Here is a 26989-nt window from a genome sequence, read left to right as displayed (position 1 = left end):
TAGAAAAGGGAGTAGAGGATAAGATCTTATCTTCTTCTCCCTTTTCCCTGTGTCTATAGAGAGGAGGTCACACCCAGCTCCATTCCGAACCTGGAAGTTAAGCTCCTCATCGCTGATGATACTGCACTTTTCAAGTGTGGGAATGTAGGTCGATGCAGGGTTGGGATTACTTCTTTTTTCTTCTATGATTTTTTATCTTTTAATTTATGCTTTAATTCTTGTCTTGTCTTGTCTTGTCTTGTCTTGTCTTGTCTTGTCTTGTCTTGTCTTGCTTCTGCTTATTGAGTTGAGTGGATCTAGCTTGTTTTAGTGTGTCTTGAAAAGGGAGTATAATTGATCTTTTGATGAGAGGATTAGATGTTTGAGATTCGCCTAAAAAGCATACAGATTCTTGTCTTGAGCTATCTTGGTATTATTCTTTGCGGAGCGGTGCTATTGATGCTTCCATTGCCCTCTTGAAATATCCTCTTTTATGAGCTTGTTAAAAGCTTTACTCATTTCTTTGTTTGCCCATTATCGCCACTAAGTTAAGAATGGGAGCGTTAGGGATTAAAGGAAAAATTCCACTTATTCAAAATTTTAGAATAGATTAATCCGAAAGATCGTGACTTGCGGAGTTTATCCACATTGTAAATAAAGAGAAAGATGGAGGAAGAAGATCAAAGTAGATCAAAAAGCTCAAGAGAGATTCCAAATAGGGGTAAAGATCCCAAGTGCCAAAAGTAAAACAAATAATCCAAGCAAAAGAGTGAAACATGGCTCAATAAGTGAGATAAGAAACTCAATCATTGAATTTGCACGAGAGGAGTAGTTGGTCGCACAGGTTCTAAGAATTTCCTCGAGTTGTCCGCTTCTTTGTGCAACAAGAATGAGATTTAGTGTGAGTGGATCAAAGAGATTGCTTTCCTTGAGTGCTTCATGAAGTGTTTTGCCATTGACAAGAGAGATCCGAATCGCTCTAAGTTTGTGTTGAATTGTTTGAGATTCGATACTTTCTTGTGCGAGATTTGTGCATGAAAGAAGATCGATCCCTGACTGAAGCAAAATAGAGAGAGTAAAAAAATAACGATATAGATAAAGATTGAGGAGAATTGTTCCAATCCATGGAATTTTAAGAATGAATGACAACAAGAGTTGATAGAGCTTTCCTTTGTTGCTGATTTGAATCCATAGCGATGGAATGAGGATCGCCATAGCTAGGAGGATTAAGTGCCCATATTGTGCGATGAGGGTATGGGTCCCGATGAGAATCTTTGTATAGATAGGGAGAGCAAGATTATTTTGGGCAAAAAGCTCGATGAATTGAGGCACAACCATTTGGATAAGAATCATAAAGCAGGCTATTGTGCAGAGCAAGACAAAGAGCGGATAGAATAGGGCTTTTTTGATCGCTTTTTTGCTTTTTTCTTGATTGTTTAATTCATCTAAAAGTAATTTTAGACATAGATCAAGTTTTCCACTTCGAGAACCAAATTCAATCATCACTAAAGTTAGCTTTCCAAAAATATTTTCATAGGGAGCAAAGCTTTCATATAGACTTAAGCCGTTTTCAAGAGAGTGAGAGATCTTTGCAAAAACTTGAGCAAGTCTTGTGTTGTGCGTGTGAGTTGTGAGGGAATCTAGGCATTCTTGGATGGGAATATTGGCAGCAATCATCATATGAAGCTGCTTGAGAGAAATGAGGGTATCTTGAGATGAAATGGGAAGAGAGATGAGAAGACTTTCTTCGACTTGGAGGGGAGGAATTCCATCTTTGCGAATTGCTTTTTGCCAAGCATCATCCTTGGATTTGGCCCAAATTGTATAGCGGTGTATGGATGTGTGTTTGAGTGTTGTGATCTTATATCTCATGTGTTAGCCTAAAGACTTCTTCAAGACTGGTGGCACCAAGAGCAGCTTGCCAAATCCCATATTCAAAAAGAGACATAAATCCCTCTTGTTTTAGAAGCTCTAAAAATTCTTCTTTTGTGCTTTGTGAAGAAATCAGGGCTCTATGTTGTTTGGAGAGATGGAGTGTCTCATAAAGCAAGATTCTGCCACTGTATCCTTTGAATTTGCATTGTGGGCAACCTTGGGCTTGATAAAAAGTGCTAGTGTGAAATTTGGATGGAATAAGATCAAGTGGTGGAGTGAGATTGGGGATTTTGCAAATAGGACATAGGCGTCGAGCAAGTCTTTGTGCAATAATGAGATGAAGAATAGAGGCGATTAGAAATGGTTTGGCTTGCATATCCAAAAGCCGCTCAATCGTGCTTAGAGCATCATTTGTGTGCAGTGTGGATAGAACAAGATGTCCAGTGAGTGAGGCTTGGATTGCAAGAGAGAGACTTTCTGTGTCTCTGATCTCACCGACCATAATGATATCTGGATCTTGTCGCAAAATTGATCTTAGAGCTTGAGGGAATCCAAAGCCATATTTTTCATTGATTGCAACTTGTGTGAGGAGATCAAGATCGTATTCGATTGGATCCTCAAGAGTAATGATTTTTTTCTCCACTCCCTTAAGAGATTCTAAGATCGCATAGAGTGTTGTACTTTTGCCGCTGCCTGTGGGACCTGTGACAAATACAAGTCCATAGGGAAAATCAAAATGAAGATTGTTTGGAAAACCAAGAGAGGGGAGATCAAAGCTTTGATTTTCTTTGCAGAGAATCCTAATCACAAGAGATTCGCCTTTGGCTGTGGGGAGTGAGGAGAAGCGAAAATCATAAGAGATATCATCAAAGATTCGCGAGAATCTTCCATCTTGTGGTTTGCGAGTTTCATGGATATCAAGAGAGCATTCAAGCTTGAGGCTTGAGCTAAGAAGCATAAAATGCTTGGAGGGAATTGTGCAAAGCTCTTGCATAAGCGAATCGATACGGATTCGAATCTGTGCATCAGTATGGGTATTTTCAAGATGGATATCGCTTGAGTGTTGCTTGATAGCTTGCAAGAGGATAAAATCTAGAAGCTTTTGGATCGCTAGATCTTCATCTTGTTGGATTTGATTGATGAGAGAAGTGAGGGTGTCTTGAGCTTGTGCAGATTGGATGTGATATGTAAATTCTTCTTGAGAAATTTCAATCAATGGAATAGTGTGCTTGGTATGAGGTAAAAAATCATAAAGCAAGGAGACATTTTGTGTATTTGATGAGGCGATGTAGAGCTGTTGATCCAAATTATAGAAGACAAAACATGAGAGTTTTTCATAAATATTGAGTGGGATGAGAGGAGAGATTTTTAGACTATTTGGAAGTTTTTGATTCATTGAGTTTTTCCTCTAGGGCTTGAAGGCGTGCTTCTTTAAGGAGTGATTTGAAATCTTGGGAGAATGTTGAGGGGTTGGAGGATTGTTTTTGTGGGGTTTGGATGATTTTGGGTGAGATGATGATCACCATCTCTTCACTAAAATGATTGCTCCATTTGTATTTGAAAAGATACTCAAGGATTGGAATATCTCCTAGCAGAGGAATTTTAAATTCTTTCTTGCTTTCTAGATCAGAGATTAGTCCTCCAAGAACAATTTTTTCTCCACTTTTGACTTTGACAAGTGAGGAGAGTTGATTGGTGGATAGATTGGGGGGAGTTTTGAGTGCATTGGGTTCATTTTCAAGTGCAGCATTTTTGGCACGAGTGATGGATGGATTGATTTTGAGAATGATTTCATCTCCTTGAATAGAAGGCGTGACATCAAGAAGGACACCAGCAAAAATACTTGGATAGTTTTCTGTGGAGTTTTGGATATTGGATCCTTGAGATGAGCTTTGATAGACGGAATTTTGAATATAGCGCAAAACACTGCCGACAGAAATGATTGCAGGCTGATTGTTGAGGGTGAGAACTTTTGGATTGCTCAAAGAGCGTGTTGTGCCATAAGTTTGGAGGAATTCGATGATGCGATTAAGTGTTGTGCCTTGAGAAAGGATATTGAGTTCCATATTGATTCCATTATTTCCAATTTGTATGAAACTTGATCCTCCTTGTAGGCTTGGAGCAGGAATAGCAAGATTACCTAGGTTGTAAAACTCATTCCAATTGATTCCTGAAGTGTTGGATTTTTCATGCTTGATCAGCAAGATATGGACATCAATGAGGACTTGAGCATGCATTTTTGCGTTGAGTTGGGCTAAGTATGACTGAATCCGTTGATGCTGAATTTTGTTTGCAGTGATGGTGAGAAGCCCTGCATTTTTATTGATGGTGATAGATTTTGGAAATTGATCGACAAATCGATCTTCTGGGCGATACGCAATCTCTGTGAGTTCTTTGTGAATCTCACCCCAGAAATTATTTTCATCCACTGAGAGAATTTTGGTCCCACTTCGTCCTGTATTTCCCATGCTTGCATTATCACTGAGGATTGGTGCAGAATTTGAGGTTTGAAACATTGGAGAAGAAGGATAGATTTCATATGAAGAAGGATTGGGAGAGAGGATGACATCGGTGCTAGATGAACCCATTCTGGAGGTAGAAACATAATTGAGCTCATAGGTTTTGGTGTAGAGAAAGGCAATCTTGAGGATATTGTTTTGCAAGGTGTAGTGCAAGTGAGATTCATCAAGCAAAAGATCAATGAGTGTTTGAAAATCAAGATTATCGATATGGAGTTTGGGTTTATTGTTGGAGAGGATTGTGTGGGCAAATGAATCAGTGTAGATGATGTTGAGTTTGCAAGATTGTGCTATCTCTTCTAGGATTTCTAGAGAAGTGAGTTTTTCTTGTGTTTTGAGAGTAAATCTCTGGCATTGCATGGAATATGTTTGGATACAGAAACAAAATAAAATAATCAAAAAAGATTTCATTCAAAAATCCTTTTTGATGGTAGAGAAAGTTTGAGCTGTGTGTGATTTCTGTTAAGAATGACGAAATCCTTATGAATGGAAATCAGTTTGAAAGAATCAATCCAGTCTCCTTCTTGTAGCCATTTTCCGTTGATTTTTGCTTTTTGATTGAGAATGGCTTCTAGCTTGAGCATGTGTTGTGTATCTGGAGTAGAGGGAGAGGGGATGGATGGAGATGTGATGATAAATTGTGGAGTCTCTTTTGTAAGAAAATTTTTGAGAGAGGAGAGCACTTCTTGGCTTGTTAAAATTTCTTTACTTGGAGGAAAGGAGAGGATTTTGTGGTTTTGAAGGATGAGAGAAAAGTTGCCATTGTGGAGAATTTGAAAAGATCGAAGATGAATCAGTGGAAGTTGCTCGATGAAATCCAAAAATAAAAGTATGTTTTGAAAATCAGTATTGCCGCTGATAGAGATGGAGTAATTCCCCCCTTCATTTTGTGGATCGATCATCCAAAGTGAGATTTGGTGTTTGAGTGCATATTGATGGATTTTTTGAAGTGCATCACTCCATGAAATAGAGATGTTGTTGATCGTGTGAATGAGCAGCTTTAGGTTTTGATTGAGCGATTGAGCTTCTTGAAGATTTTGAAGATTGGATGTTGGCTGAGAAGAGAGATAAAGTCTGTAGTTGTGTAGTTGTGTTTGTTTGGCTTGGATTTCTTCTAGGTGATTTTGGATTTGGGGATGAAAGAATCCAAAATAGATTCCAAGAGCTAAGCATATCCAGAATAAAAATCGCTCACGCTTGCTTCTTTGTAAAAATAAATCATTGAGCCTAGAGTATAGATTCATATTTTTGAAATCTCCAAGATTGTTGTTTCTCCCTCCTTGGATGTTTTGCAGCGATAGCCAAGGGCATTGGAAAATGAAAAAAGAAGTGTGAGGTCTGGAGAATTTTGAAGATGAAAGGTGAAAAATTGATCATAGCTGATAGAGAGGATATCATCGGGATTGATGAAGGGCAAAAGCCGTGAGAGTATGAGAAGTTTTTGTTCTTCTATGTGTGAGAAGTTAAAAAGTGCAGCGAGATAGGATTGATTTTGAGAATCAAGTTTTTGGATTTCATCGATAGAGGCTGGGAGTTTGGTGGGTGTGCTTTGTTGGATCTCATCAAGTTCTTGAAGGAGTAAATAGTGATAACCTATGAGTGCTAAATTTAGACCTACAAAAATCAAAATAAAGATTCCAAGACTTGCAAGAAAAATTTTAAAGTGGTTGGATTGTTTTATGTTTTGGTTGGGATTGATATTGTGGAAATGATCAAGTTTGATTGGTGTTGAAATTGAGCTAAGAGTGAAATCCAATTCTTGACAAAAGAGTGTAAGAAAGGGTTTGATAGGATGCTGTTCTTTGAGTTTGAGGAGGATGTCGCTTTTCTCTACGCAAGAGAGACAGTAGAGTATCTCAATGTTTTGAGAGAATAGGACTTGCACATGCTTGAGGCAAGTTTGGAGATCATCTTCAAACTCTTTGCAAAATAGAAGTTTGCAATCGTGATAAAAGCAAAATAGATTTTGTTTGGGGGTAAGAAAAATACATGCCATAGGTTGATTGAACTGGAGTGGCAAGAGGATGTCAAATGTGCAAGGTGTGGTATCTGTATATGATTCTGTAAAAAAACTAAGATAATCCTGAAGCCATTCTTGATAGCATGAAAATGAAAAATAAGCCTTATTGAGATCTAAGAGTTTAGACTGATAAGCATGAGCGATGAGTTCTTGGTCTGAAAGGTTGGGGAGTTTGGAATGGAGAGATTGTAGAAAATGAGGAGAGATGATGCGGATAGGAGTGCCATCTGGAGTAGAGAAAAAAGTTTGTTTCATCACTCTCCTTTGTGACAAAAGTTAAATTATCTTATCACAAAGGAGAATTGATATCAATGAAAAAATAATTCTAGTGGATAATCTTCACCTTCTTCTTTGAGCCTGATATAAGCTTTTGGAAGCATGAGATTTTCATGTTCAAAAATAAATTCTTTTGCTTGATCAAACATGGAATAATCAAGCAAAAGATAGGCATAAGCTTGATGAAATTTGGAATCTTGCGCAAGTTTTCTAAAAAGTGAGATACAAAAATCTGGATCAAATTGGCTTTTGAATAGCTTGAGAAGTCCTAAAATATAGGGAGCATCTACCTTGTATAAAAGATTTGCAAAATCTTCTTGTCCAAGCCTATATCCTTTTTGAAGAAAGAATTCGATGATCTTAGCAGTGTGTTTGGAATCAAAATCTTTTTTGATAAGTTTTTGGATGGTTTTCTCTTGCAAATTATCTTGAGAAAGCAAAGTATTGAGCGCGTATTCTTTGAGATTTTGAGGGTAATTTTCTTCGATTACTTTTAGGGCAAATTTGGGATCAGAATTGATTTTGTTGTGAAGATTTTTTTCCCAAGCGTGAGAATTGGGCTCATAAACATCCTTAAGTACATTTCCCTTCTCCAATTCTTCAAGTTCAGAGAATAATTGATCAATTCTATTTTCTTGACTTGGAGGTGTCCCAAGAATGGGTGAAAGCTGTGCTTTGGAAAGGATTTTGGAGAGAGTTTGAAATGATTGTGTTTTAAAAGTGTAGCTAGTAGAGTGCTTGCTGAGCAATTGATTTGAAATTTGTTGAATTAGAGTTTCAAGATCTTTTTTAAGATGGCGTTCAAACCAAAATTTTTTGACCCAATCACTTGCAAAGAAGAAAAGCGATCCAATAAAAAAAGCAAAAAGAACAAGAATGACCCATAGTGATAGTGGAAAAGAGAGAGTGTGCTGAAATAGTGAGAGGGAAATATCAGAGGGATGAAATACATAGAGGATACCCCCAATCAAAAGGGTGAAAATAAAGAAAAATAAAAAATAATGTCGCATTTATTCCTCACTTTTGAGCTTTTTCATAGGTCTCTCTGCAAATAATACAGTATTGTGCGTGAGGCTTAACCCATAATCGATTTTCATCGATATCATCTCCACACATCTCACAGATTCCAAATGATCCACTTTGAATCTTTTGCAAAGATCGCTGAATTGCTCTGATTTCAAGTTCATATTGATAGATAAGAGAAGTATTGAGCATACCTTGAGTGCTCGCAGAAATCATATCTGCTTGATCTCCTCCAGCTTGATGATTGAGTTCAAGGAGAGAAGTATTGGCCTCATGGATATGATTTTGCAAGACAGCCAGTCTTTCCTCTAGGGTTTGTTTGAATTTTTCAAGTGTTTTTGGATTCATTGACTTTGCTCCTATTTGTGGTATGGGTGTCCCATATTGATACTTGCTCCTCTATAGATTTGCTCACAGAGAATAAGTTTTGCAATTTGATGTGAAAAAGTGAGTGGACTTAGAGAAATATTGTGTGTTTTGTTCAAAAAGTCTTCCTCAAATCCATAGGCTCCACCGATAAAAAAACAAACTTCATGCTTACCTGATAGGAGTTGCGCAAACTTAAAAGAATCCATTGTGCGCCCAAGGGGATGTAGGGCGAAGTTATGCTGAGAGAGATGGGGGAGAAATGTTTGAGTATAGGATTTTTGGGCTTCTTGTGGAGAGATCTTTTGTGCCTTGGAGATATTGGAAGGAAAAAGGTCTTTAAGCTCCAAAATGATCCCAAGCCCTCTGCATTGTCTGATATATGAATGATAGAATGCCTCAAATGGGTCATTTTTGGCGATTGAGAAGACATTGATTTTCATAATTTGGATTTAGAATTCTGATGAGATTTGAGAGAGTGTCTTTGAGATTTTTGCGTGTGACAACCATATCAATCAATCCATGTTCTAGCAAAAATTCTGCTGTCTGAAAGCCCTGAGGTAGATCAGTGCCTATTGTTTGCTTGATGACTCGTGGTCCAGCAAATCCAATCGTTGCTCCAGGTTCAGCGATGATCACATCTCCCAAAAATGCGAAACTTGCACTTACTCCACCAAATGTCGGATCAGTAAGGAGTGAAATAAAAGGGAGTTTATGTTCAGCCAAGATGTTGAGTGCTGCACTTGTTTTGGCCATCTGCATCAATGAAAAAGTAGATTCTTGCATCCTAGCCCCTCCACTTGTAGAGCAGATGATAAGAGCTTGTTTTGAATCGATTGCACGCTTGATGGCTCGCAAGATTTTTTCACCCTCAACACTCCCTAGACTTCCACCCATAAAAGCAAAATCAAAAACAACAAGTTGAAGACTCTCACCATTGATTTTTCCTTCCCCACTGATGACAGAGCTTGGACGCCCAGTTTTGGCAACGCCCTCTTCGATACGCTTTTTGTAGCTTTTTTTATCAACAAATTGCAAAGGATCAGTGGGGGCCAGTTCTTTATCGTGTTCGACAAAAGAATCACAAAGGAGAGCGATACGCTCTTGAGCTGAAATTTTGAAATGATATGCACATTTGGGGCAGACATTGTGCTGACTTAAAACTTCTTTGTAATACACAATAGCACTACAAGCTGGGCATTTGATCCAATGGCTTGGTGCTTCGCTTTTGGAAGCCCTTGAAGCGCCAATTGTAATTTTTTTGAAAAAATCTTCCAAGCCCATCAATTATCCTTGAGGTAAATTACTTTATGGGACGGAATCTTATCAAAACATTCTAGTTTTTATTTTTTTCTTGACATGATTTGCTTGGATGCCAAAGATCTGGCAAGTGGAATTTATTCTTAAGTAGGGTTCAAAATCTCTATTGATTGATTTGGATTTGAGGTTTTGCTTTGTTAGAATATTGGGTCATCAAACCCAAGAAAGTATGATCTATGCAAGGTTTTATACTCTCAATTCAAATCATTAAGAATCAAGACTTGATTGTGAAGATTCTCACCTCTTCTCAAATTTTAGATCTGTATCGTTTTTATGGAGTGCGACATAGTATTCTTTCTGTGGGAAAAAAAGTTGATTTTGATATTCAATATGATGGCTTATTTATGCCTAAAATGCGAAATATCCTTGAGTTTGGATATCCATGGGAGCAGGATTATGCTCGGACTTATGTGTGGCAGATTTTTATCAAACTTTTATTGGATCACTTGAGGGATGTAAGTGATCTTGATGGTTTTTATTTCGCACTTTTAGAGAGAGGGGCACAATTACTTGGAAGACAAAATCCCATGCGTGTTGCACTTGAGATGAGTGCAGCATTGATTATGCATGAGGGAAGAAATGCAAGAATCCATCACAATCGGTGTTTTTTGTGTGATGAAGATTTGAGTGATGAGATTGGGCTTGGGCGTGCATTTTTGTTTGCTCATCCAAAGTGTATCGGAGGAGAGCGATTTGAAAAAGTAAAAATATTTGATTTTTTGGATCGGTGTTCGACTTTGGCACTCGATGATGATGAAGTGGAGCGATTGTGGAGAATTTTTTCACTTGGTTTATAAAAAGTAAAGAAAAATTTTTCTAAAAATGTGATAATTTTTACACATTAGTTTTTAAGCTAAGTATTTTCAAGGAGGTCAATATGGGATATGTCCAAAGAGTGATTGAGGAATGTGAAGCAAAATTTCCTCATCAGGTTTATTTTTTGCAAGCGCTTAAGGAGATTTTTGAATCATTGAAACCAGAGATTGATCGTAATCCTTCTTATGAGAAGAATGCGATTTTGGAGCGTTTGGTGGTGCCAGAGCGTAGCATCGCATTTAGAGTTCCATGGATTGATGATGAGGGACGGGCAAGGGTAAATCAAGGGTATCGCATTGAATTTAACTCGGCTCTCGGTCCCTATAAAGGAGGATTGCGTTTTCATCCAAGTGTCAATGAGGATGTGATCAAGTTTTTGGGTTTTGAGCAGATTCTCAAAAATTCACTAACTACACTCAATATGGGTGGAGGAAAAGGTGGAAGTGATTTTGATCCTAAGGGCAAAAGTGAAAATGAAATTATGCGATTTTGCCAGTCTTTTATGAGTGAGCTTTATCGCCATATTGGAGATCGGACTGATGTTCCTGCCGGAGATATTGGTGTGGGGGGAAGAGAAGTGGGATATATGTTTGGACAATACAAAAGACTCAGCAATCGTTTTGATGGTGTCTTGACAGGTAAGGGACTTAAGTGGGGCGGTTCTTTGGTGCGCAAAGAGGCTACTGGGTATGGTAGTGTTTATTTTGCACAAGCGATGCTAGAGGCGAGAGGAGAGAGTCTTGAGGGGAAAATCTGTTGTGTTTCTGGAAGTGGAAATGTCGCGATCTACACGATTGAAAAACTCTATGCATTAGGTGCAAAGCCTGTGACTGCAAGTGATTCTAGGGGAATGATTTATGATGCAGAAGGGATTGATCTTGCTCTACTTAAAGAGATCAAAGAAAATAGACGCGAAAGCTTGCAGGCTTATGCGCAAGAAAAAAAGAGTGCGATCTATACCCCTGTCTCTGAATATCCTCAAGGACGCAATCAGGTTTGGAGCATCCCTTGTTTTGCAGCTTTCCCAAGTGCGACACAGAATGAACTTAATCTTGCTGATGCGCAAGAATTGCTCAAGAATGGATGTCAGTGTGTAAGTGAGGGAGCAAATATGCCATGCACACTTGAGGCTACAAATCTATTTGTTGATTCTAAGATTTGCTATGGTCCTGCAAAAGCGGCAAATGCTGGAGGTGTTGCAACAAGTGGTCTTGAGATGGCTCAAAATGCAAGCATGAGTATTTGGAGTTTTGAGGAAGTAGATGCAAAATTACTCAAGATTATGAGAGGAATCTTTGCACATGCTCAAGAAACTGCCAAAGAGTTTGGGCAAGAACAAAACTTGGTTCTTGGGGCAAATATTGCAGGATTTAGAAAGGTTGCAATGGCAATGATTGAACAAGGTGTTGTTTAATCTGGGATGCAATCTTGAACAAGGGGGTGTTTGGGGGAGGGGGGTCTTAGCTCAATGAACTTTATTTTTGGATAGCATTTTGGTTTTAATCTATTTGAAAGGAACAAGATGGTTGAGCGTTATTCTCGTGAAATTATGGCTAGTAAATGGAGTGTCAAAGCAAAGTATGATGCTTGGCTTAAGGTTGAAAAATCTCTGATCAAGGCTTGGAATCAATTGGGACTTATTGGAGATGATGAGTGTCAGAAGATTTTGGATCATGCCTCTTATGACCTCAAAGAAATCGAGGAAATTGAGAAAATCACAAAACATGATTTGATTGCTTTTACTACCTCTGTGGCAAATTCTTTGGGAGAAGAAGGGCGATGGATTCATTATGGCATTACAAGCAGTGATTGTATTGATACAGCCAACTCTCTTCAGATACGCGATTCTTTATTGTTGATTGTTGAGAATGTCAAGACTTTGCAAGAAGTGATCAAAAAGAGAGCTTTGGAGCATAAGGATACATTGATGGTTGGCAGAAGCCATGGAATCCACGGAGAACCTATCACTTTTGGCTTGGTGCTTGGGATTTGGTATGATGAGCTTGCACGCCACTTGGGTGCGCTTGAGCAGACTCTTAGACTTGTGAGTGTTGGACAGATGAGTGGTGCGATGGGAAATATGGCTCATACACCCATAGAGCTTGAGGAGCTAGTTTGTCGGGATCTTGGTCTTTTTCCAGCGCCTTTGAGTAATCAAGTGATTCAAAGAGATCGCTATGCGCGCCTTATGAGCGATCTAGCACTTTTGGCTTCTACTTGTGAGAAGATTGCTGTTGCAATCAGGCATTTTCAGCGCACAGAAGTTTATGAAGCAGAGGAGTTTTTCCAAGCTGGACAGAAAGGAAGTTCGGCAATGCCTCATAAACGCAATCCTATTTTGAGTGAAAATATCACTGGATTGTGTCGTATGATTCGCTCTTTTGCAATACCTGCGATGGAGAATGTCGCATTGTGGCATGAGCGAGATATCAGTCATAGTTCTGTAGAGCGCTTTATTTTGCCTGATGCTTTTGTTACGACAGATTTTATGCTTGCACGCCTCACTGATCTCATCCAAAATCTTGTGGTTTATCCCAAAAATATGCTCAAAAATCTCAATCTTACTGGTGGACTTGTATTTTCTCAGAGAGTTTTGCTTGAGCTCCCCAAACGCGGATTGTCAAGAGAGGAGAGCTACAAGATTGTCCAACGCAATGCAATGAAGGTATGGGAGTCGTTGCAAAATGGTGAGCATGCAATGAATGATCGGGGAGAGAGCTTGTTTTTGCAATATTTGCTCCAAGATGAAGAGTTGAAACAAAAGATTGATGAAGGAGCGCTCAAGGCATGCTTTGATTTTGGGTATTACACAAAAAATGTCGATGCTTTGCTTAAGAGGGTCTTTGGTGATTGATTTGATTCCAAGCTCTGTGCTTGAGATTTTGGAGGCTTTAGAGAGGGCTGGACATCGTGCCTATTTGGTGGGAGGGTCTGTGCGAGATTTATTGATGCATAAGATTCCCAAAGATTGGGATATCTGCACATCCTCTCTCCCTGAGCAAACCAAAGAGATTTTTCCCTCCCATATCGCTTTGGGTGAGCGTTATGGGACAATCGGCGTAAAAGTAGAAGAAGGGATTGTTGAGGTGACAACTTTTCGTCAAGAAGAGAAATATCTAGACTTTCGTCATCCAGAAGTGAGTTTTGTGCAAGATTTGCAAACAGATCTAGAGAGAAGAGATTTCACAATCAATGCGATGGCATATCACCCTAGGGAGGGGATAATCGATCTATTTGATGGGGTGCAAGATTTGCAGAATCAAGTTTTGCGATGTGTGGGAGATGGGGGTGTGAGATTTCAAGAAGATGCATTGCGTATTTTGCGTCTTGTGCGCTTTTCTTGCACGCTTGGATTTTCTCCACAATCCCACACTTTATCTTGGGCAATTCATCATCGCACACTGATTGGAAATCTCGCCAAAGAACGCATCTCTCAAGAATTACTCTTAATTTTGCAGGGAGAATTTTTGGATCAATTTTTTGAGACTTATTGTGAGATTTTTGCAGAAGTTTTGCCCAAGCTTAGAAAACCCAAGAAACGCAAAATTAGAAACTTATCTCTTTTGTTGGCTTATTTGTTTGATGAAGATTCTGTGCTTGATCTTTTGTGTCTTGATAAAGAACAAAAGAAAAGAGCACGGGTTTTGATTCAGTATAAGAGACATAAGATTTCTGCTGACTCTATTGAGATTAAATTGCTTCTTCGCGATATTGGTTATGATTATTTTATGGCTCTCATTGAACTCAAAAAGCTTTTGGGTGAAGAGATCAAGATGTTTTATAGGATTGCTCAGCAAATTATGATTGATGATGAATGTTTTTGTCTTAAAGATCTTAAGATCAAGGGATATGAACTTCAGAAAATGGGGTTTAGTGGAGTGAAAATTGGAGAGATTTTGGAGTGTTTGCTTGAAGAGGTGATTAGGGGTGAGACCCCCAATACTTTGGAAGCATTGCGACAAAGAGCGATTTATTTCTCACGCATATAAGATGGGGCATCAAGATCGAGATTTACACCTTCTCGATCAAAATCTCTTCGAATAAAACTTTTGACATCAATCTCATGCTTAATTGATTGCATCGCTTTTTGAGTTTGTTTTTCTTCTTTGATGCTTTCTTCTTCACTCTTCATCAATTCTTTTTCAAAGCCTGTTGCGATGATGGTGACGCGCACTCTGTCACCACCGACATTTTTAGTCATCGTTCCAAATTTCACATCAGCCTCTGAGTTGGCGTATTCTTCGATAATTGTAAATGCATCCTCAAGTTCCAAAAATGGATAATCTTCACTGATCTCAAAATTGACTAGGATCCCCATCGCACCGACGATGGAGACACTATCAAGGAGGGGAGAAGAGAGAGCGTTTTTGACTGCTTCACTTGCAGCATTATCTCCTTCTGCCTCACCAATTCCCATGAGTGCCAATCCCCTGTGACCCATCACTGTTTTGACATCAGCAAAATCCACATTCATATCATTTTCACCATAATTGAGCATCACTCCAGCAATTCCTGTGACAGCTTGCATCAAAACACTATCTACAACTCGATAGCTTTCCTTGATTCCAGCTCTTGGAGGAATGACAGAGCGCAGACGATCATTTGGGACGACGATGATGGAATCACTTTCTTCACGCAAGTTTTTAAGTCCAGCATCAGCAATTCTTGTTTTTTTCTGTCCTTCACTTCTGAAGGGTTTTGTCACCACGGAGACAGTGAGTGCTCCAAGCTCTTTGGCGATTTGGGCGATCACAGGTGATGCTCCTGTCCCTGTCCCACCTCCAAGACCAGTGGCAATGAAAACGATATGAGAACCCTCTAGCATTTCTCGAATCTGATCTTGGCTTTCAAATGCTGCGTCGCGTCCAACTTCAGGATTCATACCGGCACCAAGACCTTGAATCGTCCCTCCTCCAAGATGGATTTTGTAAGGTGCTGGAGAACTATCAAGATGTTGTTTGTCTGTGTTGGCAGCAATGATTTTGATGCATTGTGCGATGCCTTCAGATTGGACAAGATTGGCAATTGCATTGGATCCCCCACCTCCTACACCAATAACTGTGATCTTGGCACCAAATATAGGCTGAACTTCTTCAACAATATGTTCCATAATGATTGATCTCCTTTTCTTATCCTAGAATAACTTGGCAAGCTTGCTTTTTGCTTTTTTGATCAGGCTTTCTGATTTTTGATGTGGTTGCTCCATAAGAGTTTCTTTGAAAAGATCTAGTTTTTCTTCTTCTTTAGATTCGGTTTGAGGGTAGCCAAATTGATCTTCTTCTTCCATCAAAAGCTTACTTTTTTTGGTTTTGAGGCGCTTTTCAGAATCCATCTCATAGTTTGTAAATCTCCCAGATCCATATAAAATCAATCCGACAACCGTTGAACTCATAGGATTTTTGAGTTCTTCAGGCATCCCTTCGACTTCTCTTGGGAGGGCAATCCTTGTCGGATAATCCTTAAAGAAAGCATTGATGAGATCTTCTAATCCCCTAAGGCATGTTAGACCACCTGTGAAAACAATTCCTGCACTGATTTGATTTTTGAGTTCATTTTGATCAATCATTCCATAGAGGATTCCAAAAGTTTCTGTCAATCGTGCATAAATCACTTTGGCAACGAGGTTGCTTGGAATCTGTTGGGTTTTCTCTCCTCCAATTGTTGGAATCTCAAAAGTCTGAGAGTTTTCATGATCATAAATGATGGCTATATCCCCATGGTCGATTTTAAGATCTTCTGCAACATTGGGGGATGTGTTGCAAGCATGTGCAATATCTTTGGTGATGTGATTAGATCCAACTGGCAAAACTCCATCATAACACATGGAATTCCCGCTATGGATCATAACATCACAAGTGTCTCCACCAATATCAATGCAAGCAACACCAAGCTCCCTCTCATCATCACTTAAAACAGCGATTGAAGAAGCATAGGAAGATAGAACGATATTTTCGATTTCAATCCCAGCTGCTTTGACAACGCGTCTGAGATTTTCAAGAGCTGTTTTTTGGGCTGTGACGATATGAACTAGGGCTTTGAGCCTACTTCCACTCATCCCACTTGGATCATCAACAAACTCTTGTTCATCGACCATAAATTGATAGGGAAGAATGTGAATGGCCTCATATTCTGCTGGGATTGTGGCATTGTGAAGTGCAGCTTGAATGACTCTATGAATCTCTTTGTAGCCGATCTCTCCTCCAGGGACTGTGACGACTCCGGAGCTATTGCGACTTTTGACATAAACACCGGAGATAGAGATGATGGCACGATTGGTTTCTGCACCAGACATTCTTTTGGCATCCAAGATTGCACTTTTGATCGATCGTGCTGCTTGTTCGATATTGGTGATCGCTCCTTTGCGGATCCCTTGTGATTTGGAGAAGCCAACTCCAATAATTTTAGGAATCCCATCTGTGACCTCAGCAATTGCACATGAAATACTAAAAGAGCCGATATCGACGGCCATGACTATTTGTTTCAATTTTTAACCCCTAAGATTGAGAAATCGCAAGTCGCAAGGAGCATCAATTCTCCTTCTTGAAAGTTGTTATTTTATACTGATTTTGAAGATATTTATAAAACTCTTTAGAAATCACTTGTCCTTTGTAAAAACTCACAAGTTGATCGATATTTTGTGGTTTTTCCGAAGTCTTTGCAAGCTTTTGTTGTGTGATTTCAAAAAGAACAATCTTTTGCTGCAAGGATATATAATTGCGCTTTTTGTTTGAGGTAAAGATCTGTGATAACACGATCTGATTTTCCTCTTGTGAAAGTCCCTTGATTTTTGTATTTTGTGTGATAAATCCAAGGTTAATTCCCTCAAATCCCTTTTTGACTAGAGTTTTAGCCTGATCTTCAATTTCTTCTTGAGCTTTTTGTGCGCTTAGCGCGACTAGGGCTTCTTGTTTGGCATCTTCAAAGCTCTTAGGAGATTTGGGAGTTTTATCCAAAATCTTAAAGATAATAAATCCTGAAGTAGTTTTGATGGGCTTGAAAGTTTCTCCTATTTTTCCTTGTTCCAAGGCTTCTAGCACCTCAAGTCCAAAGGTTTTATCTCCTTCTGATAGAATTTTCTCTTGACCATAGTTTCCTGTTGATTTTTTAAGGGCGACATATTCTCGCAATGCCTTATCTTCGGCCAAGATCTCTTTTTGTTGAGAGAGAATTTCTTGTCGGACTTGTTTGAAATTTTTGATGTTTCCATCTTGATCGATGTATTTGCCTTTTGTGTCTTCATAGAGCTTTTGAAGTTCTTCTTCTGTAGGTTTTTGAGAATCTGCATTGACTAGGACATATTCAATTTTTGTTGTTGCTGGGTATTGAAATTGTGTTTGATTCTGTTTCCAGAATTCTTGGAGTTGTTCTTGTGTGGGTTGTGTGCGTGCATCTTTGTGAGTGAGAATCTTGATTTGGACCTTATCTTGGATGGATAGCGGAAGAGAAAAGGTTTGCTTCTCTAGTTTTGTGATCTCACCAAAGGGAACAACACTTACAATTTTTTGAATCAATAGATCATTTTGTACATCTTCTTCAAATTCAGCAGGTCTGATATTGTTTTGTTTGAGTAATTCTTTGTAAAGAGAGGGGTCAAACTTCCCATCTTTATGAAAATAATCCAACTCTGCAATCTTGTCAATCACTTCTTGATGAGAGATACGCAAACCAAGATCGAGTGCAAGATTAAGAAGCAAAGTTTGCTCGATCAATCCTTTGAGTGCAAGATCCTCTAATCCCAAGGCTTTAGCCTTTTGATCATCCATTTGACCATCTGTATTGTATTGAGCATAGAGCTGTCGATAGCGGTTTTCTAATTGTTTTTGCGTGACTTCAAGATTCCCCACCTTGGCGACAACGCCTTCATCAAGGCTAAAATTATAAGATCCCCAGCCCACCATACCTGCTGCGATAAAGGAGATGGTGCTGATCCAGATTGTAATGACTAGCCATTTTTTGTGTCGTTGCATCCACTCAATCATAATTTACCTCAAAGTGTTTGATTTAATTCTTTCCCCAAGTGTTCAATGAAGAATTATAATTGCGCGATTATATCGTGTGAGTGCAAAATATAGAAATAAAACGGGAGCTTTAAGTGAGCAATCAGGTGATGAGAGAATTGGATATGAGGTGCATTTGGCATCCATGCACACAGCATAAAGATCATGAGAGATTCCCTCCTATTCCGATCTCTAAAGCGCAAGGGATGTATTTGTATGATTGTGATGGTAGGGCATATATGGATTGCATTAGTAGTTGGTGGGTCAATCTCTTTGGTCATTCTCATCCTTATCTCATCCAGCAGCTCACCCATCAAGCCCAAAAACTTGATCATGTACTTTTGGCAGGTTTCTCGCATGAGGGGATCATCGTGTATTCACAGCGTTTGCTTAAAGCAACAGGTGGAGTATTTGATAAATGTTTTTATGCTGATAATGGCTCAAGTGCGATTGAGGTTGCGCTTAAGATGAGTTTCCATAAGCATGCTTTGCTTTCTTCTTGCACAAAGCGCTCTAAGTTTTTGGCTTTGGGGAATTCTTATCATGGTGAAACACTTGGAGCACTTAGTGTGGGAGATGTGGGAATCTACAAAGATGCTTATCGCCCTCTTTTGTTTGAAGTTTTGATTACACCAACACCCAAGGATAGTGAAGCTGTAAATTTAGCACTTTGTGAGCTTGAAAAGATTTTGGAGCGAGAGGGGGAGGAGATTTGTGCTTTGATTGTTGAGCCCTTGGTGCAATGTGCTGGATCTATGCATATGTATCCTATTGAGTTCTTAAAGCAGGCGTGCCAGAAGTGCAAAGAATTTGGAATTGATTTGATTTTTGATGAGATTGCTGTGGGGTTTGGACGCACAGGGAGTTTATTTGCCTTTGAGCAATGTGATTTGATTCCAGATTTTTTATGTCTTAGTAAGGGGATTACGGGGGGGATGCTGCCTTTATCGGTTGTGATGACGCATAATGATGTGTTTGATGTATTTTATGGGGATTATAAGGAATACAAGGCATTTTTGCATTCTCATAGTTACACAGGAAATGCTCTTGCGATTGCATGTGCTAATGCAACATTGGATTTGTTTGAGAGAGAAAATTTTCTTGCTAAAAATGCCATGACACAGCGCAAGATTTGGCATGCTTTTGAGGGATTGAGAGAGAATGAGCGAGTTTGCAATCTAAGACAGAAGGGGATGATACTAGCTTTTGATCTCAAGGTAAATTGTGATCGAGCTGGATATGAGTTTTATCTCAAAGCACTTCAGAGAGGTTTACTGCTTAGGCCATTGGGTGATACGATTTATTTTATGCCTCCTTATGTGATACTTGATGAAGAGATTGAGAGGGTGGCTTATGAAGTTGGGCAAATCTTAAAAGATTTTTAACTTTCTTTCTATATGATTATGTTTCTGCATAAATTCTTAAGAAGGATTGATTATCAAAAAAGCCGTTGTTTTGTTAAATATGGGTGGTCCATCCAATCTATTTGAGGTTGAAGTTTTTCTTAAAAATATGTTCTATGATAAACATATTTTGAGAATCAAAAGTAATTTTGTGCGCAAACTTGTAGGGAGTGTGATTGTCAATAAACGCCTCAAGCATGCTCAGGAAAATTACAAGGCGATTGGTGGAAGATCTCCGATTGTACCTATTACTTTTTCTTTGTGTGAACATCTTAAGCAAAAAGATTCCGAGATTTTCTTTACCTATGCGATGCGATATACACCCCCTTATGCCTCGATGGTGATCAAAGAGTTGCAGCAAAGAGGTATCGAGGAAATTTTGTTATTAAGTCTTTATCCGCAATATTCAACGACCACAACCCTCTCTTCCATCGAAGATTTTAAGCATTCTGCTCACGCACTTGGTCTGAAGTCCAAAATAAGAACTATCGAGCGATTTTATGAGCATCCTTTATTTTTGAAATGCATTGAAGCTAGGATCATGGAGACACTTGCAGGAAGAGATGCCTCAGATTATGTGTTGATTTTTTCTGCACATGGATTGCCACAAAGCATTATTGATGAGGGGGATCCATATCAGAGAGAGTGTGAGCACAATGTCGCTTTGGCTAGAGAGTATCTTGTGCGAAGTGGATTGGAGTTTGAGGATGTGATTTTGGCTTATCAATCGCGTCTTGGACCCATGAAGTGGATTGGTCCCTCAACAGAGAGTATTGTCAAAAAAATGAAAAACAAAAAGATACTTATTTATCCTCTAGCCTTTACAATTGATAATTCTGAAACACATTTTGAGCTAGAGATTGAGCTGCGTCAGATGGCCAAAGAAGTGGGAGTTAGAGAATTTTTGGTCTGTGCATGTCCCAATGATAGCGAGGAATTTATCGAGCTTATTTTGGATTTAGTTAAAGGAGAGAGAGAATGAAACATATATTGTTAGCGATTGCTTTGATTTTTTTAGCAGGTTGCAAGAGTGAGAATCTTGATGCTCAAAATATTGCTTCAAAGTCCAATATTTCTCAAGCAGAGATTGAAAAAGCTCAGCATTTTGATAAAGCATCTTATAAGGGATTGGAGCATATTTTCAAAGACACTGGACGCATCGCCTCTGATGGTAAATTTGTATTATTGATTTTTGGAAAAAATGGATGTCAATGGTGTGAGCGTCTCAAAGAAGAGATAGGAGAAAATAAACAAACACAAGAGATGTTGCAAAAGGATTTTCAAACTTATTACATCAATCTGAGTTATTCCAAGATTCATCAACTAGATTTTGATGGGAAAAAGAGCCAAGCAGAAACCTCAAGGCTTGCACGAGAATATGATATTCGTCCAACACCAACAAGTATATTTATCGATCCTCAAGGTAATGTGATTTTTGGTTGGCCTGGATATTTTTCTCAAAAACAAATGCAGGTGATTTTGCAGTTTATTGCAAACAAAGAATATAAGCAATTCAAAGATCCAAAAGAGTTTTTTGCAGCATTGAGTGCTAAGCTTAAGGAGGTTGAATGAAATTTCTAAGATTGGCTTTTGCATCATTGTGGAGTGCGATTCCATTGACGATTTTATACATCACTGCTTGTGCTATAGCGACCTTTATTGAGAATGATTATGGCACTGCTGTGGCGAAAACTTTGGTCTATAACACGCTTTGGTTTGATATTTTGCATGCTTATTTATTGATCACTTTGATTGGATGTTTATTGACATTTAAGACATTGAAACGCAAAAAATATGCAAGTTTCTTCTTTCATCTATCGCTTATTGTGATTATTTTGGGTGCTGGAATCACGCGATATTTTGGTTTTGAGGGGATTATGCATATCCGTGAGGGTGAGAAATCAGATTTTATCTATTCAAGCGAGACCTATCTTAACATCATCGCCCAAAAGGGCAATCATCAAGAAAATTTCCATATTCCTGCTCATCTCATCGCAGGGCAAACGCTCACTGAAACGCTTTCTATCTTTGGGAATCCCATCAAGCTTAAGGTAGAAGAAATCACAAAAATGACCAATAACAAAAAAGATATGAATTCGCGTATGAAGCTTTCATTGAAGATGCATGGGCAAGAGGAGCAGATAGAGCTGATTGGAGGTATTGGCATTGAGGGGAAACCTGTTATGCTTCAATCTCAAGATGAGACACTTTTGATTTCTTGGGGTGTGAAAAAAATTATGCTCCCTTTCTCAATCGCACTTAAAGACTTTCAGCTCGAGCGTTATCCAGGGTCTATGAGTCCCTCATCTTATGCATCTGAAGTTGAGTTGATCGATGATCGTGTCCAGATCAGTAAGCCTTTTAGAATCTATATGAATCATGTATTGGATTATGATGGTTTTAGATTTTTTCAATCCTCCTATGATGCTGATGAAAAAGGGACAATTTTGTCTGTCAATAATGACCCAGGTAAAAATATGACTTATTTGGGCTATGCCTTATTGATTTTGGGATGCATTTGGTTGCTTGTGGATCCCAATAGTCGTTTTAGGCGTCTTGGAGCATTTTTGCAATCTCAAAAAATCCTCTCACTTGCACTCTTTGTGGCTTTGAGTTTGTATCCAGCACATGCTCAAGAGGAGATGCAGGAAACTCAACGCTTATTGGCCAATCTCAAGGAAAAATCTTTGGATTTTTCAAAACACTTTGATTCTTTGCTTGTGCAAGATTATGGGGGAAGAATCAAACCCATCAATACACTCGCTTCAGATGCGATTCATAAAATCACCAAGAGTGATGGTTTTTTGGGCTTTAGTAATACTCAGCTTTTTTTGGGAATGATGATGCTCTCTGAAGAATTCCAGAAACTTCGTATGATCAAAGTCTCAACTCCAAAACTCAAAAAAATCTTTGGAATTGATGGGGATTATGTTTCTTTTAGGGAGGTATTTACACCAGAGGGGATTTATATCCTGCAAAATTATGTCGAAGAAGCTAATCTCAAAAAACCCGTAGAACGCGATACTTTTGATAAAGATGTGATTGCTGTAGATGAGCGTATCAATTTTGCTTACTTGATTTATACAGGAGAGGTATTTAAAGTCTTCCCTGATCCATCAGGCTCTAATACTTGGAGACAGCCATTGCAAGCGATTCAAGCTGCTGTTACGCAAGGATATAAGGATGAAGCTTTGCGTATTGGTCAGGTTTTGCAGCAATATGTGAAGGGGTTTAGTATGGGATTAGAGCAAAATCAATGGGATCAGGCTATCCAAGCGGTAGATAAAATAGAGCAATATCAAAAGGAATATAGTCCCAATTTGATTCCTAGTCCAACAAAGATTAAAGCAGAGATTTTTCTCAACCAGCACAATCTCTTCAAATATTTGATACTCCCCTATATTTTGAGTGGGCTCCTACTTTTTGGAATCGTGCTTTTTTATGTGTTCAAAAACAAAAGCATTGCCCCTCTCTATGTCAATAGTTTTTATAGCATCCTTGCGATTTTGAGTCTGGTGATGAGTGGGGCTTTGATTTTGCGATGGTATATCAGTGATCATGCACCTTGGAGCAATGCTTATGAATCGATGCTTTATATTTCATGGGCAACTTCTATTTCTGCATTATTGTTTTTTAGGCGCTCATGTCTTGCGATCTCTGCTGCTTTATTTTTAGCAGGTATCTGTCTTTTTGTCGCTGATCTTGGCTTTATGGATCCTCAGATTGGGAATCTTGTGCCTGTTCTTAAATCTTATTGGCTCAATATCCATGTCTCTGTGATCACAGCGAGCTATGGATTCTTGGGGCTTTGCTTTATGCTTGGATTGATTACGCTTGTGATGTTTGTGTTGAGGGGAGCACATAAACCTCAGGTTGATCAGACGATCCTATCATTGAGTGCGATCAATGAGATGTCGATGATGCTTGGTATTTTTCTGCTGACGATGGGGAATTTTTTGGGTGGAGTATGGGCCAATGAATCTTGGGGAAGATATTGGGGATGGGATCCCAAAGAGACTTGGTCTTTGATCTCTATCGGGATTTATGCGATCATCTTGCATCTGCGCTTATTGGGCTTAAAAAATATGCCCTATATTCTAGCTGTGACAAGTTCTGTTGGGTTTTTCTCAATTCTTATGACTTATTTTGGTGTGAATTATTATCTCTCTGGTATGCATTCTTATGCTGCAGGAGATCCTGTCCCTGTTCCGCTTTTTGTGTATTTTTTGGTGGCTGGAATTGCAATTTTGATCCTCTTAGCATTTCCCAAGCGCACCTTAGCATTCCCTCCACTCAAGAAGATCAAGTCTTGATAGAAAAGAGGGGGTGTGTGAGAAACTTGATCGCATTGAGGTAGCTAAGAATCGTTGCTTTCCCTTGATAGGCGATATCAAATGCCACGCCATGATCCACTGAGACTCTAAGGATAGGGAGTCCAAGACTAACATTGATGCTTTCTTCAAAATAAAGTGCCTTAAGTGGAGCCAATCCTACATCATGATACATGGCAATCCAAGTTTTGAACTCTTGTCGTTTTGAGGGAATAAATCCACAATCACTAGGGTATGGTCCGCAAAATATTGGAGCTTGAAGAGTGTGATTGGCATACTTGATGGCATTTTGTATCTCTTGATCTTCTTTTCCTATGATTCCATCATCTCCACAATGCGGATTGATTCCAAGCACACAATAGCGCTCTTGAGGGTAGAGTGCATAAAGTCTCATAAAAAAATCATAAATTCTCTCACTTTGCATGAGGCTTGGGACTTGTGCAAGTGGGATGTGATCGCTTAGGAGGGCAACAAACATTTCCTCACACCCCAGCATCATAATCGCCTCTGTCTTATATCGATGTGATAGAGCTTGAGTATGTCCAAGATAAGGAATATTGGCTAGATTCCAAGCTTTCTTGTGAATAGGTAGAGTGCAGAGTGCGTGTGCTTGTTTGTCTTCACAGAGCTGGCAGCCAAGAATAAAGCTCTCAAAGCTGTATTGTCCGCTTTCTTGTGTGATGGTGCCTGCCTTGATTGGTGGAGGAGATATAGATGGAGGGAGGCAGTGAGAGAGTGTGAGATTTTCGGGGAGGGGGAGATTGAGAAGTTCGCTTGCTTGTTTGAGGAGTTCAAAATGCACACAATAAATAGGTGTGATATGGGGATAGATGAGCGTGTGAGCTTTGATAAGAATCTCAAGTCCAATCCCATTGAGATCCCCGCAGCTAATAGCAATTTTTTTCATTTTTGGATCAATCTAAGCATTTCTTTTGTCGCCTCAAAAAGTCCGACAAAAATTGAGCGTGCGATAATGCTATGCCCGATATTAAGCTCACTGATCTGTGGAATCTTTGCAATAGGGATCACATTTTGATAGTTGAGACCATGTCCTGCATAGACTTTGAGGCCAAGATTTGAGGTAAGCTTAGCACAAGCTTGAAGATTCTCAAGACATCTTTTGAGTTCTTGTGTGAGTATTGATCGATTTTGAGGCATAGAAGAGATGGCGTTGTGCATGCGTGGGAGATTGCTATAGGCTGTTAGAAATAGATTGGACCACTCTCCAGTGTGCAATTCGATTGCATCCACATCCATCTCATATGCCTTGTTAATTGTTTGCTCGCATGGATCAAGAAAGAGTGAGACATCAATCTCATGTTTTTTGAGCTTGGTGATAGAAGATAGGAGATGAGGGGAGAGAAGATTCAATCCTCCTTCTGTCGTGACTTCTTCTCTTTTTTCTGGGACAAGAGTGACGCGATGAGGTCTGATGGAGCAGACAAGCTCGATGATTTCTGGAGAGCATGCACATTCTAGATTGATGGGGAGTGGGCTGTTGGCGCAAATATTGATTACATCTTCTTCATGAATATGACGGCGATCCTCTCTTAGATGAAGCGTGATTTGTGATGCTCCAGCATTTTGAAGGATGAATACAGCTTCTAGAGGGTTGGGATCATGGATTTTGCGCGCTTCTCTAAGGGTGGCGATATGGTCGATATTCACTCCAAGCAACATAAGAACTCCTTTTCTTTTTATTATAAAATAGCACGATTGAGAAGTGAAGGAAATAGCATGAGATTGTTTGAGATTTTGAAATATTTGGGAATTGATTCGCAGGGTTTTAGAGACTTTGAAGTGGAATCTTTGAGCACACTTGAAGATGCTAGAGCATGTGATTTGGTATATATCGATCAGGATAAGTATCTAGAAGGATTGGCAAATTCACAGGCTGGAGCTGTATTGATTGCAGAAAAAAATAAATCTCATGTGCCCTCAGGGATGCAGGGAATTATCGTGCCAAATCCTCATTTGGCTTTTGCTTATCTTTCAAGTTTTTTTGCTTATGATAATTTTGCTTCACAAGGTAGAGATCCCAAGATTCAAGCAGGTGCTGTGGTTATGGATGGTGCGTATTTGGGGCGTGATGTGGAGATTGGAGAGCGAAGCATTGTGATGGCTGGTGCTGTGATTGGGGATGGGGTTAAGATTGGGAAGGATTGCAAAATTTATCCAAATGTTGTGATTTATGCTCGCACAGTGATTGGAGATCGTGTCTATATTCATGCAGGGAGCGTGATTGGAAGTGATGGGTTTGGATATGCACATACCCAAGATGGAAAGCATATTAAAATTTTTCATAATGGAGTGGTTGAGATTGAAGATGATGTAGAGATTGGCGCAAATTGCACAGTCGATCGTGCTGTATTTGGAGAGACACGCATCAAGAAGGGGAGCAAGATTGATAATCTTGTGCAGATTGGACATAATTGTGTGATTGGTGAGCATACGATTTTGGTTTCTCAAGTCGGACTTGCGGGATCGACATCGACTGGACGCAATGTAGTGATGGGGGGACAAGCTGGAACTGGAGGACATATCCATATCGGAGATTTTGTGCAAATTGCAGGAAGAGGGGCTGTGGGTAAAAATCTCCCACCCAATACAAAGTGGGGAGGACATCCATTGATGGAGCTTGATGAGTGGATGAAGTTTTATGTGAATCTAAGAAGGATGCTCAAGAAAAAAGCTTGAGCATCTTGTGTGGAGTTAAAGTATCCATCTAAAGAGGATGATACCTCCCCAAACTCCCAAAACTCCCAAAATCACACTTGCCACTAAATACAAAAAAGCAAGCAATAACTTTTGAGAAGAAAAGAGCTCAAAAAGCTCTAAAGAAAAAGTGCTAAAGGTTGTAAAAGATCCTAGGAATCCCATAATAAATACTAATCGCATCTCTTGAGAGACAAGTATTTGAGAAAGAAATCCTATGCACACGCTTCCCAAGACATTGACCCATAAGAGATTTCCTAAGATTCCAAAAGGGAGGAAATAAAAACTTAAAAATCGCAAAACACCCCCAGCAAAGCTTCCCAAACCCACATAAAAAATTTGCAATAAC

General features: G+C 39.2%; 24 protein-coding genes and 1 rRNA gene. 10 read left to right on the top strand and 15 right to left on the bottom strand.

The features are described 5' to 3' along the window. The first annotated feature begins 45 nt into the window (after positions 1-45). A 5S ribosomal RNA gene (gene rrf, locus T391_RS0104475) occupies positions 46-161 on the top strand. Between the two features lie 517 nt (positions 162-678). Here the strand turns inward: rrf and T391_RS0104460 are convergent. From T391_RS0104460 to accD, 9 genes are read right to left on the bottom strand one after another with little or no spacing between them, the layout of a single operon-like run. After that, positions 679-1851, bottom strand: coding sequence for a type II secretion system F family protein (locus T391_RS0104460; protein WP_027327323.1), 1173 nt, complete (start codon positions 1849-1851; stop codon positions 679-681). Next, the gene (locus T391_RS07975) at positions 1841-3250 is read right to left on the bottom strand and encodes a GspE/PulE family protein (RefSeq protein WP_051420606.1); all 1410 of its coding nucleotides are present in this window, start codon (positions 3248-3250) and stop codon (positions 1841-1843) included. Before T391_RS07975 ends, T391_RS0104460 begins: the two co-directional genes overlap by 11 nt. Further along, on the bottom strand, positions 3228-4784 hold the full coding sequence (gene mshL / locus T391_RS07970) for a pilus (MSHA type) biogenesis protein MshL (protein WP_051420605.1): 1557 nt from the start codon (positions 4782-4784) through the stop codon (positions 3228-3230). The genes T391_RS07975 and mshL overlap by 23 nt, the downstream gene beginning before the upstream one ends. Beyond that, positions 4781-5617 carry a hypothetical protein gene (locus T391_RS0104445; protein WP_027327322.1) on the bottom strand — a complete coding sequence of 279 codons (837 nt, stop codon included), beginning with the start codon at positions 5615-5617 and terminating at the stop codon, positions 4781-4783. The genes mshL and T391_RS0104445 overlap by 4 nt, the downstream gene beginning before the upstream one ends. Beyond that, positions 5614-6648, bottom strand: a complete 1035-nt coding sequence (locus T391_RS0104440; protein WP_027327321.1) for a hypothetical protein — start codon at positions 6646-6648, stop codon at positions 5614-5616. Before T391_RS0104440 ends, T391_RS0104445 begins: the two co-directional genes overlap by 4 nt. A gap of 53 nt (positions 6649-6701) precedes the next feature. Next, on the bottom strand, positions 6702-7679 hold the full coding sequence (locus T391_RS0104435; RefSeq protein ID WP_027327320.1) for a LapA family protein: 978 nt from the start codon (positions 7677-7679) through the stop codon (positions 6702-6704). A 7-nt stretch (positions 7680-7686) separates the two neighbouring features. Further along, positions 7687-8040 carry an RNA polymerase-binding protein DksA gene (gene dksA, locus T391_RS0104430; protein WP_027327319.1) on the bottom strand — a complete coding sequence of 118 codons (354 nt, stop codon included), beginning with the start codon at positions 8038-8040 and terminating at the stop codon, positions 7687-7689. 11 nt (positions 8041-8051) lie between these two features. Then, positions 8052-8501, bottom strand: a complete 450-nt coding sequence (locus tag T391_RS0104425; protein ID WP_027327318.1) for a 23S rRNA (pseudouridine(1915)-N(3))-methyltransferase RlmH — start codon at positions 8499-8501, stop codon at positions 8052-8054. Further along, on the bottom strand, positions 8467-9342 hold the full coding sequence (accD, locus tag T391_RS0104420; protein ID WP_027327317.1) for an acetyl-CoA carboxylase, carboxyltransferase subunit beta: 876 nt from the start codon (positions 9340-9342) through the stop codon (positions 8467-8469). The genes T391_RS0104425 and accD overlap by 35 nt, the downstream gene beginning before the upstream one ends. Before the next feature lie 212 nt (positions 9343-9554). Between accD and recO the strand changes: the two genes are divergently transcribed. From recO to T391_RS08400, 4 genes are all read left to right on the top strand, one after another. After that, on the top strand, positions 9555-10175 hold the full coding sequence (recO, locus tag T391_RS0104415) for a recombination protein RecO (protein ID WP_027327316.1): 621 nt from the start codon (positions 9555-9557) through the stop codon (positions 10173-10175). An 80-nt stretch (positions 10176-10255) separates the two neighbouring features. After that, a complete protein-coding gene (gdhA, locus tag T391_RS0104410; protein WP_027327315.1) occupies positions 10256-11608 on the top strand; it encodes an NADP-specific glutamate dehydrogenase in 1353 nt (450 codons plus the stop codon). Between the two features lie 108 nt (positions 11609-11716). Next, complete coding sequence (purB, locus tag T391_RS0104405) at positions 11717-13048, top strand: adenylosuccinate lyase (protein ID WP_027327314.1); 1332 nt, start codon at positions 11717-11719, stop codon at positions 13046-13048. Then, positions 13041-14183 (top strand): CCA tRNA nucleotidyltransferase, encoded by a 1143-nt coding sequence (locus tag T391_RS08400; RefSeq protein ID WP_051420604.1) that lies wholly within the window; start codon positions 13041-13043, stop codon positions 14181-14183. Before purB ends, T391_RS08400 begins: the two co-directional genes overlap by 8 nt. Here the strand turns inward: T391_RS08400 and ftsZ are convergent. From ftsZ to T391_RS0104385, 3 genes are read right to left on the bottom strand one after another with little or no spacing between them, the layout of a single operon-like run. After that, on the bottom strand, positions 14165-15304 hold the full coding sequence (ftsZ, locus tag T391_RS0104395; protein ID WP_027327313.1) for a cell division protein FtsZ: 1140 nt from the start codon (positions 15302-15304) through the stop codon (positions 14165-14167). The two genes, T391_RS08400 and ftsZ, sit on opposite strands and share 19 nt — an antisense overlap. 24 nt (positions 15305-15328) lie before the next feature. Then, positions 15329-16678, bottom strand: a complete 1350-nt coding sequence (gene ftsA, locus T391_RS07960) for a cell division protein FtsA (RefSeq protein ID WP_084340122.1) — start codon at positions 16676-16678, stop codon at positions 15329-15331. A 43-nt stretch (positions 16679-16721) separates the two neighbouring features. Next, the gene (locus T391_RS0104385) at positions 16722-18173 is read right to left on the bottom strand and encodes a peptidylprolyl isomerase (protein ID WP_027327312.1); all 1452 of its coding nucleotides are present in this window, start codon (positions 18171-18173) and stop codon (positions 16722-16724) included. A gap of 128 nt (positions 18174-18301) precedes the next feature. On the opposite strand from T391_RS0104385, the gene T391_RS0104380 reads away from it, so the two are divergent. The 4 genes from T391_RS0104380 to ccsA are packed head-to-tail and all read left to right on the top strand — an operon-like array spanning position 18302 to position 23907. Then, positions 18302-19576, top strand: a complete 1275-nt coding sequence (locus tag T391_RS0104380) for an adenosylmethionine--8-amino-7-oxononanoate transaminase (protein ID WP_104692895.1) — start codon at positions 18302-18304, stop codon at positions 19574-19576. Between the two features lie 46 nt (positions 19577-19622). After that, positions 19623-20576, top strand: a complete 954-nt coding sequence (gene hemH, locus T391_RS07955) for a ferrochelatase (protein WP_051420603.1) — start codon at positions 19623-19625, stop codon at positions 20574-20576. Then, positions 20573-21166: a thioredoxin family protein gene (locus T391_RS07950; protein ID WP_051420602.1), complete on the top strand. Its 594-nt coding sequence runs from the start codon at positions 20573-20575 to the stop codon at positions 21164-21166. Before hemH ends, T391_RS07950 begins: the two co-directional genes overlap by 4 nt. Then, entirely contained in the window at positions 21163-23907 is a 2745-nt protein-coding gene (gene ccsA, locus T391_RS0104365; RefSeq protein ID WP_027327310.1) for a cytochrome c biogenesis protein CcsA, read from the top strand. Before T391_RS07950 ends, ccsA begins: the two co-directional genes overlap by 4 nt. Here ccsA and pdxA read toward each other — a convergent pair. Beyond that, entirely contained in the window at positions 23897-24832 is a 936-nt protein-coding gene (pdxA, locus tag T391_RS0104360) for a 4-hydroxythreonine-4-phosphate dehydrogenase (protein ID WP_027327309.1), read from the bottom strand. The two genes, ccsA and pdxA, sit on opposite strands and share 11 nt — an antisense overlap. Next, complete coding sequence (locus tag T391_RS0104355) at positions 24829-25605, bottom strand: pyridoxine 5'-phosphate synthase (RefSeq protein WP_027327308.1); 777 nt, start codon at positions 25603-25605, stop codon at positions 24829-24831. Before T391_RS0104355 ends, pdxA begins: the two co-directional genes overlap by 4 nt. A gap of 57 nt (positions 25606-25662) precedes the next feature. On the opposite strand from T391_RS0104355, the gene lpxD reads away from it, so the two are divergent. After that, positions 25663-26622, top strand: a complete 960-nt coding sequence (gene lpxD / locus T391_RS0104350) for a UDP-3-O-(3-hydroxymyristoyl)glucosamine N-acyltransferase (RefSeq protein WP_027327307.1) — start codon at positions 25663-25665, stop codon at positions 26620-26622. Between the two features lie 15 nt (positions 26623-26637). On the opposite strand, the gene T391_RS0104345 is transcribed toward lpxD, so the two are convergent. Beyond that, positions 26638-26985 carry a fluoride efflux transporter FluC gene (locus tag T391_RS0104345; protein WP_158654542.1) on the bottom strand — a complete coding sequence of 116 codons (348 nt, stop codon included), beginning with the start codon at positions 26983-26985 and terminating at the stop codon, positions 26638-26640. Positions 26986-26989 lie beyond the last annotated feature (4 nt).

Origin of the sequence: Helicobacter pametensis ATCC 51478 (assembly GCF_000518225.1) — a bacterium.
In the GTDB taxonomy this organism is placed as follows: domain Bacteria; phylum Campylobacterota; class Campylobacteria; order Campylobacterales; family Helicobacteraceae; genus Helicobacter_G; species Helicobacter_G pametensis.
Note: the sequence above shows the minus strand (reverse complement) of the source record. Positions and strands in the feature narration are given on the sequence as shown.